A 15869-nucleotide genomic window follows, 5' to 3' on the forward strand; every position below is an offset into this window, starting at 1 on the left:
ATCTCTCGCTTCTCACCTCTCAATTGTCAGGCTGCCTTAAGGTATCACCTACATTTTAAAAAAACAATTCTCATATAGAAAAAACTAAAATGTTACTATACATGGTCATACAACTTTTGCCAAATAAATTCTGTGAAATGTTTATAAGGAACAGGAGAAATGCCTATGCGAAATAAACGTGATGTTTACCTGGACGATCGTCCCTGGGAAGAGGCGCTGGAAGGGCTGCTGAAGCACCTGGAGGCCGTAGGCTCCCTGGCTCCCGGCGCACCGGAAGAGATTTCCGTGGAGGAGGCCCTGGGCCGGGTTACGGCAGAACCTGTCTTCGCCCGGAATTCTTCCCCTCACTACAATGCCTCCGCCATGGACGGCATTGCGGTGGACTCCTCCATCACCTTCGGCGCTTCGGACGCTGCACCCAAACAGATCCGGCTGGGCGATAAAGCCCGGGTGGTGGACACCGGAGATCCCATCCCGCCGGGCTGTGATGCGGTTATTATGATTGAAGATGTTCACTTTGTGGAGGACGAGGTCTTTGAAATTACATCGGCGGCGGCACCCTGGCAGCATGTGCGGGCCATCGGGGAAGACGTGGTGGCCACTGAAATGATCCTGCCCGCCAATCACCAAATCCGTCCCATGGATATTGGCGGCATTCTGGCCGGCGGGGTCGCCAAAATCAAAGTGCACCCCCGGCCAAAGGTAGCCCTGCTGCCCACCGGCACCGAACTGGTGCAGCCGGGTGCAGAACTGAAACCGGGAGATATCGTGGAGTACAACACCCGGGTCTTTGGGGCCATGGTTCAGACCTGGGGCGGTGAACCCCTGCGCTGGCCCATCACCGTGGATGACTGGGAACGGTTAAAGGAATCCGCTCTGAATGCCGTTGAACAGGCGGATATCGTGGTCATTAATGCCGGTTCTTCCGCCGGGCGGGAGGATTTTACCGCCGAGTTGATCCGGCAGTTGGGCACCGTCTTAACCCACGGCGCAGCCATCAAACCGGGCAAGCCGGTGATTTTAGGGGAGGTCAAGGGCAAACCGGTCATCGGCGTGCCGGGTTACCCGGTGTCCGCCTTCCTGACTATGGAACTGTTTGTGCGGCCCATTGTGTATAAAAAGCTGGGATCCGTACCGCCTGCTCCTAAGACCACCGAAGCCATCATCTCGCGGAAAATGCCCTCCCCCATGGGTGTGGAAGAGTTTATCCGGGTTAAAATGGGGCAGGTGGGAGAAAAAATTATTGCCACTCCCATTTCCCGGGGCGCCGGGGTTATCATGTCCCTGGTCAGGGCGGACGGCATGCTGCGGGTACCCCGGTTGTCCGAAGGATTTCGGGCCGGCGACACCGTAAAGGTTGAGCTGATGCGCCCCCTGGAAGAAGTCCGTCAAACCACCGTGGTCATCGGCAGCCATGATATGGCACTGGATGTTCTGGCCAATCACCTGCGCCGGAAATTTCCCGAAGCCAGCCTTTCCAGCGCCAATGTGGGGAGCCTGGGGGGTCTTTCCGCCATTAAACGGGGTGAGTGTCACTGTGCCGGTACCCACCTCCTGGACGAAGAAACCGGCGATTATAACGTGAGCTACATTCAAAGATTACTGGGAGACCGCCCGGTTGTCTTGCTGAACCTGGTGTACCGGCAGCAGGGGCTGATGGTGGCCAGGGGCAACCCCTTGCATATTAAGGGACTGGAAGATTTGGCCCGGGAAGGGATCCGCTTCATTAACCGCCAGAGGGGAGCGGGAACCCGCATTTTGCTGGATTTCCGCTTGAAACAGCTGGCCATTGATCCGGACAGCATCTACGGCTATAACCGGGAAGAGTACACCCACATGGCGGTGGCGGCAGCGGTGGCCAGTGGTGCCGCCGATGCGGGTCTGGGCATTCTGGCGGCGGCCAACGCCCTGGATTTGGATTTCGTGCCGGTGGTGGAAGAACGTTATGACCTTTGCATTCCCGGGGAATACTGGGACACCCCTTACGTCACCCGTCTGTTGGAAGTGATCGCCACACCGGAGTTCCGGCAGCAGGTGGAAGCCCTGGGAGGTTATGATTTGCGTGACTGTGGCGGTGTCATGTACCGGCAGGGCATTTAGGAGGCCCGTCATGAAACAGAATAACACCGGGAATGGCAGCCGGCCCCTAGTGGAGCTTTTTCAACCGGGCTGCAAAGTCTGGCTGGAGAGCGGCGGCACAAATTTCGGAGACGGGCTGTACTACCTGCTGATGAATGTAAAGGAACACGGTTCCATCTCCCAGGCGGCCCGGATCATGGGCATGTCTTACCGTGCTGCCTGGGGTAAGATTAAAACCGCTGAAAAAAACTGGGGATTTAGGCTGGTAGAAACCCAGGTGGGTGGCGACGCCGGCGGCGGCGCCACCCTCACCCGGGAAGCAAGCAGGCTGCTGGAGTGTTTCGGGGCCTTTCGAGACGAGATGGATAGGGCGACAGATGAGATTTTTAAAGAATGTTTTGGGGAGAGCTAAGCTAAAACAGCCACGACCGACGATTTATCCCAAAATTCTCTCCGGATACGTATACACATTCATCCGCTCGCCCTTGGCAAAGCCAACCACAGTGATGCCCAGCTTCTGCGCCATCTCCAGGCCCAGGTCGGTGGGGGCGGAGCGGGAGATGATGACCGGCAGGCCCATTTTGCCTACTTTAATGACGATCTCCGAAGAGACCCGGCCGCTGAAGACAAGAATTTTATCCTCCAGGGGGATGTGGTTTAAAAAGGCGCGGCCAAAGATTTTATCCACCGCATTGTGCCGCCCGACGTCTTCGTAAAAGAGGATCACCTCGGTGGCGGCACAAAGGGCAGCGTTATGAACGCCGCCGGTTTCTTTAAATAAAACCGACATTTGTTCCAGACGGTCGGACAAATCCCAGACCTGCCCCGGGGTCACCAGCAGGCTGGCAGAAACTTTGTTCATGCTTTTGGCATCATTTACGAAATAAAACACCGGCCGGCCCCGGCCACAGCAGGACGTAATGTTTCTTTTAAGAATCTTGACTCGGTCTCGCATTCAGGCGCATCAATATAGACAATGCCGTTTTCCTGATCGATCCTGATGTTTTTGATATCCTCCGGGGATTGCAGCAGGCCCTCGGAACAAAGAAAGCCTACGGTTAATTCCTCAAGAGCCTGGGGAGAGCATACCATTGTCACAAATTCTTTACCGTTAAGGAACAGTGTAATCGGTACTTCACGCACGATGACATCCTCTGTACAGAGCGCTTTATCGCCCTTAATGCGGATAATTTTATGTGTTGTTTTATTGACTTGCCAAACCATTTCTCAACCCCCTAAAAGGTACCGTAAACTTTACTTTATTTTAACCCAACCCTTCAGGGTTGTGAAGGTTGGATCAATCAACGAGGAGAGAAACATTATGTACAAAATAGGCATTGTAACCATGAGTGACAAAGGTTCCCAGGGCCTGCGGGAAGATACCGGCGGGGCCACCATCCGGCAAATGGTGGGGGACCTTGGAACGGTGGAACAGTACCGAATCGTTCCGGATGACCCGGAGGTTATCAAGGAAGCATTAGTTGAATTTGCGGATGTTCACCGCCTGGACCTTATTCTTACCACAGGGGGGACCGGGCTGGGACCAAGGGATCATACGCCGAAGCGACCCTGGCTGTCATCGACCGTCAGGTTCCCGGTATTGCTGAAGCGATCCGGGCGGCAAGCCTGCAAAAGACCACCAAGGCCATGTTATCCCGGGCGGTTAGCGGAACCCGGGGGAGGACCCTGATTATCAATTTACCGGGCAGTGTCAAGGGCGTCCGGGAGTGCTTGGAAGTTGTTCTGCCGGTGCTGCCCCATGGACTGGAAATTCTCAGCGGCAAAGGCGGGGAATGCGGCCAACCCTGATTGAGAAGTGAGATGTGAGAGGTTGGAAGTGAGAAATTATAAGCTTTGGCCTCTGACTTTTATTTTCTTTCAGGTATAAGACAGTAATAAAAATGGAAAAAATTTAAAGAGGAATTGCATAAAAAAACCAGGTATATGGTAAAAATATTTTGTAGGTGGTGGATGAATTAACAAACCCAGTAAATGTAATCTAGAAGGAGAAATTAAAAGATAAATACCCGTAATTTGGTTATTACCATCGATAAATTGGATTATTTTGTTGTAGAGGTGGTTGCATTTAATTTTCTTGTTCTATATTATAATTACTGGGTGTTAGCACTCGCGGTTAATGAGTGCTAACAAACCGGACCCGTCAATTAAAAAACCTTAATATTTTAAAGGAGGGTTTTTTGTGATTAAACCATTAGGTGACAGGGTAGTTGTCAAGGCAATACCCCAGGAAGAAAAGACCAAAAGCGGCATCGTTCTGCCGGACACTGCGAAGGAGAAGCCCCAGCAGGGAGAAGTAATTGCTGTGGGACCCGGTCGTCTGCTGGAAAATGGCCAGCGTGCCACCATTGACCTGAAAGTTGGAGACAAAGTATTTTTCTCCAAGTATGCAGGCAATGAAGTTAAGATTGATGAAGAAGAGTATTTAATTCTGCGTGAAATGGATGTACTTGCTGTTATTGAATAATGACCCGTATGTACGTACTTAAAACTTATCATCTCAAGTTTTTGATATCTAAGGAGGTCATGAACCTTGGCTAAAGAAATTATTTTCCGCGAGGATGCTCGCAAAGCGCTGGAAAGAGGTGTTAACGCCCTGGCCGAAGCCGTTAAAGTAACCCTCGGCCCCAAAGGACGTAACGTGGTTATCGACAAGAAATTTGGCGCTCCCACCATCACCAACGACGGTGTAACCATTGCTCGTGAAATTGAACTGCCCGATCACTTTGAAAACATGGGCGCCCAACTGGTAAAAGAAGTTGCCACCAAGACCAACGATGTAGCCGGTGACGGCACCACCACCGCCACTGTGCTGGCCCAGGCTCTGGTGCGTGAAGGTCTGAAAAACGTGGCTGCCGGCGCCAACCCCATGATCATCAAGCGCGGCATTGAGAAGGCTGTAGAAAAGGCTGTTGAAGAAATCAAGGCCATGGCCAAATCCATTGAAAGCAAAGAGGCCATTGCTCAGGTTGCAACCATTTCTGCCAACGACGACTCCATCGGCAACCTGATTGCCGAAGCTATGGAGAAAGTTGGCAAAGACGGCGTTATCACCGTTGAAGAATCCCAGGGTATCGGCACCACCCTGGAAGTGGTGGAAGGGATGAACTTTGACCGTGGCTACATCTCTCCCTACATGATTACCGACACCGACAAAATGGAAGCTTCCCTTTCCGATCCCTATATCTTAATTACCGATAAGAAGGTTTCCTCCGTCCAGGAGCTGCTGCCTGTGCTGGAGAAGGTTGTGCAAACCGGCAACAAGCCTGTGCTGCTGATCTGTGAAGACCTGGAAGGCGAAGCCCTGGCTACTCTGGTACTGAACAAACTGCGCGGCACTCTGAATGTGGTTGCCGTGAAGGCGCCCGGCTTTGGCGATCGCCGCAAGGCCATGCTGGAAGACATCGCCACCCTCACCGGTGGTACTGTGATTACCGAAGAAGTAGGCCTTAAGCTGGATAAAGCCACCCTGGATATGCTGGGTACTGCCCGCCAGGTACGCGTTAAGAAAGAAGAAACCATCATCGTGGGCGGTGCTGGCGACCAGTCCAAGATTGAAGCTCGTATTGCCCAAATCAAGAAACAAATTGAAGAAGCCACTTCTGATTTCGACCGTGAAAAACTCCAGGAGCGTCTGGCCAAGTTGGCTGGCGGCGTAGCCGTAATCCAGGTTGGCGCAGCCACTGAAGTTGAAATGAAAGAAAAGAAACTGCGCATTGACGACGCTCTCAACGCAACCCGTGCCGCCGTTGAAGAAGGCATCGTACCCGGTGGCGGTACCGCCTATGTGGACATCATCGATACCCTGGACACCGTCCAGGCAGAAGGTGATGCCAAGACCGGTGTGGATATTGTGAAGCGCGCTCTGGAAGAACCTCTCCGCCAGATTGCCAACAACGCCGGTCATGAAGGTTCTGTGGTGGTTGAAAAAGTACGCGCTCAGGAAAAGGGCATCGGTTTCAACGCCATGACCGAACAGTATGTTGATATGATTGCCGCCGGTATCGTTGACCCGGCCAAGGTAACCCGTTCTGCTCTGCAAAACGCTGCTTCCATCGCAGCCATGATCCTGACCACCGAAACCCTGGTTTCCGAGAAACCTGAAAAAGAAGCTAACCCCATGGCCGGTATGGGCGGTATGGGCGGTATGGGCGGTATGGGCGGCATGATGTAATTCAGCCAACCTGTCAAAAAACCTCCATCTAACTCAGATGGAGGTTTTTTAGCGTCTTTTTGGTACCTGGTACCTAAGATATTAAGTTATTTTTAAAAAAGTGTAAAAATAAACTTTTGTATTGGACAACAGGAGGGGAGTTGAATAATACGGTTGACCACGCTTATGTAACGGCGAAGACATAGATTTTTATAATTCCAGTTATAATACACCTGTTGGATGTTAAAATTTTCATTTACTACACTGTATAACTCCTTCTACTTGTTCTATTATAAAGAAAACAAAATAAGCGGAGGAATGAACCATGCCTGTTTATAACAGTATCTTGGAGACCATCGGCCGCACGCCCCTGGTACGATTAAATCGCCTGACCGGGGGGATGGCCGCGGAAGTGCTGGCCAAGGTGGAGTCTTTTAATCCCGGCGGCAGCGTTAAGGACAGGATCGCTTACGCCATGGTCACCGATGCTCTGCAGCGGGGCGTTATTACGAAAGAAAGTGTGTTGATCGAACCCACCAGCGGTAACACCGGGGTGGGGCTGGCCATGGTCTGTGCCTCCCTGGGCATACGGCTTATGTTAACCATGCCGGAAACCATGAGTCAGGAACGGCGCAGCCTGTTAAAGGCCTACGGGGCGGAGCTTGTTTTAACACCCGGGGGACTGGGGATGGCAGGGGCCATTGCCAAAGCGGAAGAACTGGCAGCCGGTCTGGAGAACGCTATGATGCTGCAGCAGTTTGCCAATCCGGCCAACCCCAGGGCCCATGTGGAAACCACCGCTGTAGAAATCTGGGAGGATACCGGGGGCAAGGTGGATATCTTTGTGGCCGGCGTGGGCACTGGCGGCACCATCACCGGAGTTACCAAATATATGAAGGAAAGAAAACCTGATTTTCAAGCGGTGGCGGTGGAACCGGCGCTATCTCCGGTCCTTTCCGGCGGCACCCCGGGGCCTCACCCCATCCAGGGCATTGGAGCGGGATTTATTCCGGAGGTTTTGAACCTTGCATTGGTAGACGAAGTTTTTCAGGTGACCGGGGATCAGGCCATGGAGACGGTCAGGCGGTTAGCCCGGGAAGAGGGGATCCTGGTGGGCATATCCGCCGGTGCCGCCCTCTACGCAGCCCTGGAGGTGGCGCGGCGGGCGGCAAATGCCGGGAAACTGGTGGTGGTTTTATTGCCGGATACCGGGGAACGCTATTTGTCCACTGCCCTGTTTAAAGAAGAACCGTTGCAAGAAAGCTTTCAGGCAAACCAGTAAGTGTATTGTATTCATGACAAGAACCTGTTGAAAGGTACCTGTCCAACCTGCTATAATCTAAAAAACTTCATCAATGCAAGGGTGCATCAAAATCAGTCTGGCAAGGGTGCGGCAAAACCGTTGCCCTTTTGTTTTTACTTTAGAGAAAGGGATGTGATAGGATGTCAAAGGAGCTCATTAACAAAATCCTGGAGGACGTTGGATTGGAAAAGATAGATTACAGTGAAAAGAATTCACCGGATCAAAGAAGAAGACAATAAACGAAGAAACCGAAGGCGTCAGGGTTATTCGCCTTCGGTTTCTTACTGTGAGGAGCCTTCTTCGCTGTCCTCGACTTTTTCCAGACCAACATCTGCAAGGATTTGATCAATCAGTTCCTTTGTCATCCTATCACCCCCTTCTTAGCTTAATAAATAATTTTACCATAGGTTTTACTGCCCGTCAACCAAATAATTGGTTAATAGGAAGGGACGCTTCCTAAGAAGAGTCCCTTCCTATCAATGATTTTTACTATTCACTATCCTTAAACCGGATCATGGGGCATTTTTTACAAACGTCCACACCGGGGTATTCCTGGCCGCCGGCCCCCACAAAGGATGCGCCGCCGCTGTAATGATGGCTTCTCTTTAACAGCTGTTTGGCCACCGCTTCAATTTGATCGCCGGGAATAAAAACATTGACTTCACCCTTTTCGGTTTTACCAGAAGTATAGCTGCCGGCGCACATGGTTTTCATGCCGGCGGTGTGGCTCAGGTAACAGTCCACGGAACCGCCACAAACGGCCGAATTGACGGTGTGCGTGGAAGTGACGCTGGAAACCTTGGTGCCCCCGATGTAATCATTCAGGATATGGTAGGCCTGAAAGGGGTTCACAATAAAGAAGACCACGTCGGGGGTTACCGGTGTCTTAAACAGGGGGGCGGTCATGATGCCCTTCAGTTCCCCCAGGGGCAGTTTGGGTTTCAGTTCCAAGCATTTTTGGGCCAACTCCCAGTCGTTGGTATATTTCAGGTGGTCCTTTACCTCCTCCTCGGTGGCGGCACGGAAACCAAAGACGGTCCGTGCATTATCACAGAGAAGTTTATCATCACTGATCTTAACAATATAGTCGTCCATGCGGGAGGCCAGGACCGCCTGGCAAAAGGTCATCTTCGGACCGGGGATTTTTTCAGCCGCCAACCGGTCGAATTCTTCTTGATCAAAGTAAAATTTAACCGCCACGGGGTTGTATTCAAGCTTATACAGGGCTGCAAAGGCCCTGTGCATTTCTTCATAGGTCAGGGACTCTTTACTTGCCAGTTCCGCAACATTGATAAGCAGCATGATGGCGCCTCCTTACAAATGGTGTATGTAATAACTGGTTAATATAATATCAAATATAAGACAAAAAAATTGTGCTGCAGCACACAGTTTTTTTGTCAGCTTGCTAACATTTGCAACAAAAAGACTCCTGGGGGGAGCCTGGACCCGGACCGGGCTGCGTATTACCTTCAAGATTTTCTGCGGTCCCGGACATAAATACTGCCAAATTTGGACTTGGCATATTGCTTGAGTTGGGCGGTGGTTTCCGCCAGGTGTTCCGGCGAGCAGTGGCCGGCACAATCAGCAATGGACATAGAAACCGAGACCAGCGGAAACCAGGTTTCCTGACCCTGCCTGTTTATGCCGTAAAATCCACCGACATTTCTGTCCTCGGTGGAATAAAAGTTTTTCACCAATCGATCAAAGTAGCGAATGTAACGCCGGCAGATTTCTTCTGCCTTGTCCTTGTGGGTGAGGACAATGAAATCGTCCCCGCCAATGTGCCCGACAAAATCCAGGGAACTGCCATATTTACGAACTGTGCCGGTTAACAGTCTGGCTGACAGCAGGATCAAGCGATCGCCGTTTTCAAAACCGTAGCGGTCATTGTAGGATTTAAAGTTGTCCAGGTCAACGCAGATACAGGCAAAGGGGGACTTTTCCGTCAGGCGGTTGTTGATCTCCCTTTCAATGGTCAAATTGCCGGGCAAGCCGGTCAAGGGGTTGGCCCCTTTGGCCACCTCCATACGGATTTTGGTCATGGTATCCAGCAGTGTCTGTACAGACACCACACCGTGCAGCTGATTTTCCCTGGTAACAACGATGTAATCGTAAAGTTTGAGCTTGTCCCGGCTCATTGAAAGCTGGGATACCTGTTCAATGGGTATGGAGGTATCTATAATCAGGGGGTCCGCATCCATGATCATGGACACCGGTCGCTCAAAATAAAGCGCCACCCCGTATTGGGTTCCCAGGTAGCGGTCCAGGTAATGGCGCATAATCAAGCCCACCGGTCGATTGCCGTCCACCACCACCACCCCGTTAACCAACTCGTTGGCGTCCATTAACTCTCTCAGTCTGCGGACCGGTGTATCCGTTGTTATTTGAACCGCCAGTTCGGTGATTTCCCCGATGGGAAAGGCCTTTTGCCATACGCCCGTGGGGTTGCGGGAGGCCAGGGAAAGAATTTTGTTGAGTGCTCGGTACGTACGGAGGGCTTGGGGTACGCCGGGCGGGCCAAAAAGTACCCCTGCCCGTAATGCACCCCGATGGAACGCAGGGTCGTCAACTCTGCCTCCGTCTCAATACCTTCGGCGATAATGGTGCAGCCAATTTTCTGGGCGAAGATAACAAAGGTTTCCAACAGGGCCTGCTTGACCAGGTTGCTATTGATATCCCGGACCAGTGAATGGTCGATCTTTATGTATTCCGGTCTGACCTCGGCAATGGCCTGTAGACTGGAGAAACCTGCTCCGGCATCGTCCACCGCCACACGGTACCCCTGATTGCGATAATGGGCCAGGGTCTTGTTAAATTGATGGAAGTCGTGGATGCCCTGCCGCTCGGTAATTTCAAAGACCAGGTTATGGGGGCTTAAATGACTGTCCTTCAAGAATTTTATGGTCTCGCCTTTGACAAACTGCGGGTCGTTGATGGTATGGGGATGGATATTGAGAAAAAGTTTTTGCATGTTATCCACCAGACCAAGGTTTTTAATGGCTATTTCCCGGCAAACCTTTTCCAGGGGGAACAGCAGTCCCACTTCCGCGGCATAGTTAAAAATGACAGCAGGAGAGAAAAAGTAGCTGTTTTCCGGTCCCCGGGTTAAGGCCTCCCAAGCCAGGATTTCACCGGTTTGTAAAGACACAATGGGTTGGTAAACGATGCGGAATTTTTTGTTCTCCAACAACTCGTTAAATTCCCCTAACAGGTGAACGGTCTGCTGATCCCAGGTGCCTTTGGCCACCTTTTGGGCCTCTTTCAGTGCGGTGTACAGCGCATGTTCGGGGTTTCTATAGCCTCTGGTGATGGTAGAACAGCCTATATGGAGTTTCACTATGTTGCCGGTAACCTTTAAAAGCTCTGTCTTCAATGCTTCTTCCAGGGCAATGCGCATGGCGGTGGTCATTTTATTAAGCTGCTCCGGGGAAAGTGTTTTTTCCTGACGGCAGAGGACCAGGAAGTCGTCCCCCCACAAATTTTCCACCACGATTTCTCCGGAACAATTTATAAATTCTCCTGCTCTTTCCCGCAATGCCGGACGGATTATGTGGAGGATCCTTTTGGCCATGGCTTCGCCATGGAGCTGCACCACCTGGTGAAAATCTGCGATGTCCACATAAAGGAGCAGTACAGAAGAACCCCGGGTCATCATTTGTTTCAGCTTGTCCAGAAAAGAGGTACCCTCAAGCAGATTAAAGAATAGACCTTTGTGTTTTAACAACCCAAACAGTCTTGTTTTTAACTGGCTGGTCAACTTAAGAAACAATTGCCATACCACCTTGGAAGTTCTTGGTTAACTCAGCGTATCACAGGCCCGTTAGATTCACATTAATAAATGGTTAAAGAGCGGTTAACACACTTTAAAGAGTTCTCTTTTTTCGCGCCAAAGGCACAAAAACAGCCTTTAATGGTATATTTTTCACCCCCAATGGTTCAAGCGGGGGTGGAACCCCTTTTAACAATAAGATTGCACCGTTCGGGGGGGAGGATCATCAGAAAAGGCCTGCTTTCTTCCCTTTAACGGGAAAAATATATCTCCCAAGTCCCCAATTCAGTAAGATAAAAGTAAAATAACGGCTTGGGAGGTAGGGTTATGTTTAACCAAAGAAATTTAGCGTTTGCTACGGAGGAGCAGGTCTATTATCCCGATGTCTCTTTCTCCGCCCGGGCCAATGTCCGGGATGCTCGCATCTACGACTGGGCAGGGATGGATTATGAAGGTTTTTGGGCCGAAGAAGCCAAGAAGCTTCACTGGTACAAAACCTGGGATAAGGTGCTGGAATGGCAAAGCCCCTTTGCCCAGTGGTTTGTCGGCGGCAAGTTAAACGCCTGTGTCAATTGTGTTGACCGGCATTTAGACGGTTGGCGTAGAAATAAAGCTGCCATTATTTTTGAAGGGGAACCAGGGGACCAGGTGGTCTTAACCTACCAGGACCTGCACCGGGAAGTCAGCAAGTTTGCCAATGTACTGAAGAACCTGGGGGTTGCCAAGGGCGACGTTGTCACCATCTATATGCCGATGATTCCCGAGGCTGTCATTGCCATGCTGGCCTGTGCCCGCATCGGGGCGCCCCACAGCCTGGTCTTTGGTGGTTTTTCCGCTGAAGCCTTACGCGACAGAATCAATGATGCCGAAGCCAAGGTGGTCGTTACAACGGATGCCTGCTGGCGGCGGGGCAAGGCTATTCCCCTCAAGCAAAATGTGGATGCGGCTTTAACCCAGTGCTCCAGTGTAGAAAAGGTTGTGGTGGTGCAAAGGACCGGCAGTGAAGTTTACATGGAACCGGGCCGGGATGTCTGGTACCAGGAAGAGATGAAAAATGCGCCTGTTGTTTGCCAACCGGAAATCATGGATGCTGAAGATACCCTGTTTATTTTGTATACCAGCGGCACCACCGGCAAACCCAAGGGCATTGTTCATACCACAGGAGGGTATTTGACCGGGGTCACCTCCACCCACCGGAATCTTTTTGATCTGAAAGAGGACGACGTGTACTGGTGCACCGCGGATATCGGCTGGATTACCGGTCACAGTTATCTCGTTTACGGTCCCCTGGCCAACGGCGCCACCGTTTTTGTGTTCGAAGGGGCTCCGGATTACCCCGAACGGGATCGTTTCTGGGAACTCATTGAGAAATACCGGGTTACTCTCTTTTATACCGCCCCCACCGCCATCCGGTTATTCATGAAGTGGGGAGAAAGTTATCCAGCCGGCAGGGACTTATCCTCCCTCAGGCTGCTGGGTTCGGTTGGTGAGCCCATCAATCCGGAAGCCTGGCTGTGGTATCATAAACATATCGGCAGGGAAAGATGTCCCATTGTGGATACCTGGTGGCAAACCGAAACCGGCAGTGTCATGGTTGCCCCGCTGCCGGGCTTAACGCCTACCAAACCAGGCTCCGCCACCATGCCTATGCCCGGTGTGTCGGTGGATGTGGTGGATGAACTGGGCGAACCGGTGAAAGCAGGGGAGAGCGGCTACCTGGTCATTAAGAAACCCTGGCCCTCCATGCTGCGCACCGTTTATAAGGATCCCACGCGCTATGTGGATACCTACTGGAGCCGTTTTGAAGGTATGTATTTTACCGGTGACGGCGCCCGCCGGGATGAAGACGGCTATATCTGGGTACTGGGCCGGGTAGATGATGTCATTAACGTGTCCGGTCATAGAATCGGCACAGCTGAAGTGGAAAGCGCCCTGGTGGAACACCCGGCGGTGGCGGAGGCAGCCGTTATCGGCCGCACCCATGAATTAAAAGGGCAGGCTGTGTCCGCCTTTGTTACCCTGCGGGAAGGCATTGCCTGGGCTCCGGAACTGGAGAAGGATTTGAAGAGCCATGTGGCGAAGAAAATCGGCGGCCTGGCCCGTCCGGAAGAAATTATTTGCGCCTGGGAACTGCCCAAAACCCGCAGCGGTAAGATTATGCGGCGTTTGCTCAAGGACATTGCCGAAGGCAGGGTACTGGGTGACACTTCGACTCTGGCCGACCCCGCCGTACTTAAACAGTTAATGAGCAGGTAGTGTCTCTGTAAATCAAAAATAAATACAATGGCCCCAACTGGTCTACAATAGAATCTTTTTTACTCCTCCCCCGGCAGGTATACAATACCTGCCACTGTTTTTTGAAGGAAGTGACGGCATGAATGTAGAAGTAAAAGATATGGAAAAACTGCGACTATTAAATCAACATCTTAATAAAAAATTCGGCTTCCGTATGCCGGAAGCCACCACCGTTCTTCGTTTGGCAGCGGTGCAGGCGACCCTGGGCCTTCTATTTGCGCTCTGGCGGCCCGATATGGCACTGGAAGTTCTTGCCCTGTGCCTGGCGGGGTTCAGCGGGACTTTTATCGTCCTGGGGTTGCGCCCCTTGAAACGGGTCTTAACCGTACGGGTGGATGAGAAATCCTTTGCCCCAACCCTGCAGATTGCCAACGAAACCCTGCCTTTCCTGCGCCGGGGTTTGAATGAGGAGACAGCCCGGAAAACTGCCGAAATCATTCAAAAGATCAGTGACGTGGAGGCAGTGGCCATTACCGACCGGGAGAAGGTGCTGGCCTTTTTGGGTACTGGCTGTGAAAACCACCCGGTGGGAGGGTCCATTGTCACCCGGGCCACCCGGGAGGTCATTGCCACCGGGGAATTAAAGGTGGTACAGCATAAAGGGGAGTTCAACTGTCCTGTGAAGGACTGCAACTGTCCCCTGGAGTCCGCCGTCATTGCCCCGCTCATCTGCAAGGGGAAGGTGACGGGTACGGTAAAGCTTTACCAGACCCACAAGGGACAAATCCCGGGCAGCGTGGTGAAGCTGGCTGTGGGGGTGGCCCAACTGCTGGGGGTGCAGATGGAATTGGCAGAACTGGACCACCAGGCCCAGCTGGCCACCAAAGCGGAACTGGACGCTCTGCAGGCCCAAATCAACCCCCATTTTCTCTTTAACACCATCAATACCATCAGCATGTTTACCCGCACCAATCCTGAGACCGCCCGCAGGCTGCTCATCCGGCTGGCTTCCTTCTTCCGTCATTCTTTGAAACGTCACGGCCGCTTTATCACTCTGCAGGAGGAACTGGAATATATTAATACTTACCTGGCGCTGGAAAAGGCCCGCTTCCGGGAAAAACTACGGGTTGTAAGGAATATTGACAAATCACTGCTAAACTATCGCATTCCGGTGTTAACGGTCCAGCCCCTGGTGGAAAATGCCGTCCGGCACGGCATTACCCCCAAAGAGGGGCAGGGGTTCGTTCAGATTTCAGCCCAACTCCGGGGGGACGAGATTGAAATTGCCATTACGGATGACGGGGTAGGTATTCAGCCGGAGATTATGCCCAGGATTTTTGAGCCCGGTTTTGGATCCGGCAGCGGTGTAGGGCTTTCCAATGTGCACGAAAGATTAAAATTATTGTTTGGGGAAGACCACGGGCTAAACATTGAAAGTGAACCGGGTTACGGAACCACCGTTTGGCTGCGGGTTCCCCTGATGGTTCATGACGATGATTAAGGAGGGATTAAAGTGACGTTAAAGGCACTGATCGTGGATGATGAATACCCGGCCCGGCAGGAATTGCGTTTTATGCTGGGGCGTTTTAACAACATTGAAATTGTCGGGGAGGCCACCAGCGCCACAGAGGCCCTGGTACTGATCAGAGCCTTGGACTACCAGGTACTGTTTTTGGACATCAACCTCCCCGGCATGAATGGATTGGAGTTGGGGGCAGTGATCCAGGAACTGCCCAGGCCGCCCTTTGTCATTTTTGTTACCGCCTATGATGAACACGCCCTGGAGGCCTTTGACGTCAATGCGGTGGACTACATCTTGAAGCCCATTGACGAAAAACGTTTGAAACGGGCCATTGACCGGGTGATCAAGGCGCAGCAGGAACGTGAAGCCTGTACACCGCTGCCGGTCAGCCCGAGCATAATCCCGGACACGACCAAGAGTCCTTCCGACACAGGAGAAATTAAAATTAACCGTATTCCCGCCGAGAAACAGGGCAAGACCATTCTGGTGGATATCAGTGATGTTTTTTATGCCTTTACCGAAAGTGATTATGTCTATATTAAAACCTTTTCCGATAAATTTTTTACCCGTTTCACCTTGAAGGATTTGGAAGCCCGGTTGGGTGGGGGCATGTTCTTTCGCACCCACCGCTGCTATATCGTAAACCTCCAGAAAGTAAAAGAAATAGTGCCTTTCTTTAACGGCACCTACAACCTGGTGCTGGAGGACAAGGACCGCAGCGAAGTGCCGGTGAGCCGGGCCCAGGCCAAGAAACTGAGAAAAATACTGGGGTTTTAAAAATTTTTACCGT

11 protein-coding genes and 2 pseudogenes are annotated in these 15869 nt (G+C 51.8%); 9 read left to right on the plus strand and 4 right to left on the minus strand.

Annotated features, from left to right (window positions below; all coding sequences use genetic code 11):
- Nucleotides 1-165 precede the first annotated feature (165 nt).
- Both P378_RS13585 and P378_RS13590 read left to right on the plus strand, forming a co-directional pair.
- Entirely contained in the window at nt 166-2100 is a 1935-nt protein-coding gene (locus P378_RS13585; protein WP_099083626.1) for a molybdopterin biosynthesis protein, read from the plus strand.
- A gap of 10 nt (nt 2101-2110) precedes the next feature.
- Nucleotides 2111-2491, plus strand: coding sequence for a winged helix-turn-helix domain-containing protein (locus P378_RS13590; protein ID WP_099083627.1), 381 nt, complete (start codon nt 2111-2113; stop codon nt 2489-2491).
- 24 nt (nt 2492-2515) lie between these two features.
- Here the strand turns inward: P378_RS13590 and fdhD are convergent.
- A pseudogene (gene fdhD, locus P378_RS24270) lies at nt 2516-3303 on the minus strand (formate dehydrogenase accessory sulfurtransferase FdhD).
- A gap of 97 nt (nt 3304-3400) precedes the next feature.
- On the opposite strand from fdhD, the pseudogene P378_RS13600 reads away from it, so the two are divergent.
- The 4 genes and pseudogenes from P378_RS13600 (at nt 3401) to cysK (ending at nt 7532) form a co-directional block, all read left to right on the plus strand.
- Nucleotides 3401-3888: pseudogene (locus P378_RS13600) on the plus strand (MogA/MoaB family molybdenum cofactor biosynthesis protein).
- A gap of 391 nt (nt 3889-4279) precedes the next feature.
- Complete coding sequence (gene groES, locus P378_RS13605) at nt 4280-4564, plus strand: co-chaperone GroES (protein ID WP_099083628.1); 285 nt, start codon at nt 4280-4282, stop codon at nt 4562-4564.
- Between the two features lie 66 nt (nt 4565-4630).
- Nucleotides 4631-6271: a chaperonin GroEL gene (groL, locus tag P378_RS13610; protein ID WP_099083629.1), complete on the plus strand. Its 1641-nt coding sequence runs from the start codon at nt 4631-4633 to the stop codon at nt 6269-6271.
- Between the two features lie 304 nt (nt 6272-6575).
- A complete protein-coding gene (cysK, locus tag P378_RS13615; RefSeq protein ID WP_099083630.1) occupies nt 6576-7532 on the plus strand; it encodes a cysteine synthase A in 957 nt (318 codons plus the stop codon).
- Between the two features lie 510 nt (nt 7533-8042).
- Here cysK and P378_RS13620 read toward each other — a convergent pair.
- The 3 genes from P378_RS13620 to P378_RS13630 all read right to left on the minus strand — a co-directional run bounded on the left by P378_RS13620 (nt 8043) and on the right by P378_RS13630 (nt 11322).
- Complete coding sequence (locus tag P378_RS13620; RefSeq protein ID WP_099083631.1) at nt 8043-8855, minus strand: DUF169 domain-containing protein; 813 nt, start codon at nt 8853-8855, stop codon at nt 8043-8045.
- 167 nt (nt 8856-9022) lie between these two features.
- Nucleotides 9023-9898 (minus strand): GGDEF domain-containing protein, encoded by an 876-nt coding sequence (locus P378_RS13625; RefSeq protein ID WP_099083632.1) that lies wholly within the window; start codon nt 9896-9898, stop codon nt 9023-9025.
- Between the two features lie 35 nt (nt 9899-9933).
- Nucleotides 9934-11322: an EAL domain-containing protein gene (locus P378_RS13630; RefSeq protein ID WP_099083633.1), complete on the minus strand. Its 1389-nt coding sequence runs from the start codon at nt 11320-11322 to the stop codon at nt 9934-9936.
- A gap of 327 nt (nt 11323-11649) precedes the next feature.
- On the opposite strand from P378_RS13630, the gene acs reads away from it, so the two are divergent.
- The 3 genes from acs to P378_RS13645 all read left to right on the plus strand — a co-directional run bounded on the left by acs (nt 11650) and on the right by P378_RS13645 (nt 15856).
- Complete coding sequence (gene acs / locus P378_RS13635) at nt 11650-13578, plus strand: acetate--CoA ligase (protein ID WP_099083634.1); 1929 nt, start codon at nt 11650-11652, stop codon at nt 13576-13578.
- 118 nt (nt 13579-13696) lie between these two features.
- Entirely contained in the window at nt 13697-15058 is a 1362-nt protein-coding gene (locus tag P378_RS13640; protein WP_099083635.1) for a histidine kinase, read from the plus strand.
- A gap of 12 nt (nt 15059-15070) precedes the next feature.
- Nucleotides 15071-15856 carry a LytR/AlgR family response regulator transcription factor gene (locus P378_RS13645; protein ID WP_099083636.1) on the plus strand — a complete coding sequence of 262 codons (786 nt, stop codon included), beginning with the start codon at nt 15071-15073 and terminating at the stop codon, nt 15854-15856.
- Nucleotides 15857-15869: the final 13 nt, after the last annotated feature.

It is taken from the genome of Desulforamulus profundi (assembly GCF_002607855.1).

Excerpts from the sequence above, each read along its gene's own strand:
- P378_RS13585 (WP_099083626.1), top strand. The coding sequence starts at position 166 with ATGCGAAATAAACGTGATGTTTACCTGGACGATCGTCCCTGGGAAGAG.
- P378_RS13590 (WP_099083627.1), top strand. The coding sequence starts at position 2,111 with ATGAAACAGAATAACACCGGGAATGGCAGCCGGCCCCTAGTGGAGCTT.
- cysK (WP_099083630.1), top strand. The coding sequence starts at position 6,576 with ATGCCTGTTTATAACAGTATCTTGGAGACCATCGGCCGCACGCCCCTG.
- P378_RS13620 (WP_099083631.1), bottom strand. The coding sequence starts at position 8,855 with ATGCTGCTTATCAATGTTGCGGAACTGGCAAGTAAAGAGTCCCTGACC.
- P378_RS13625 (WP_099083632.1), bottom strand. The coding sequence starts at position 9,898 with ATGGACGCCAACGAGTTGGTTAACGGGGTGGTGGTGGTGGACGGCAAT.
- acs (WP_099083634.1), top strand. The coding sequence starts at position 11,650 with ATGTTTAACCAAAGAAATTTAGCGTTTGCTACGGAGGAGCAGGTCTAT.
- P378_RS13640 (WP_099083635.1), top strand. The coding sequence starts at position 13,697 with ATGAATGTAGAAGTAAAAGATATGGAAAAACTGCGACTATTAAATCAA.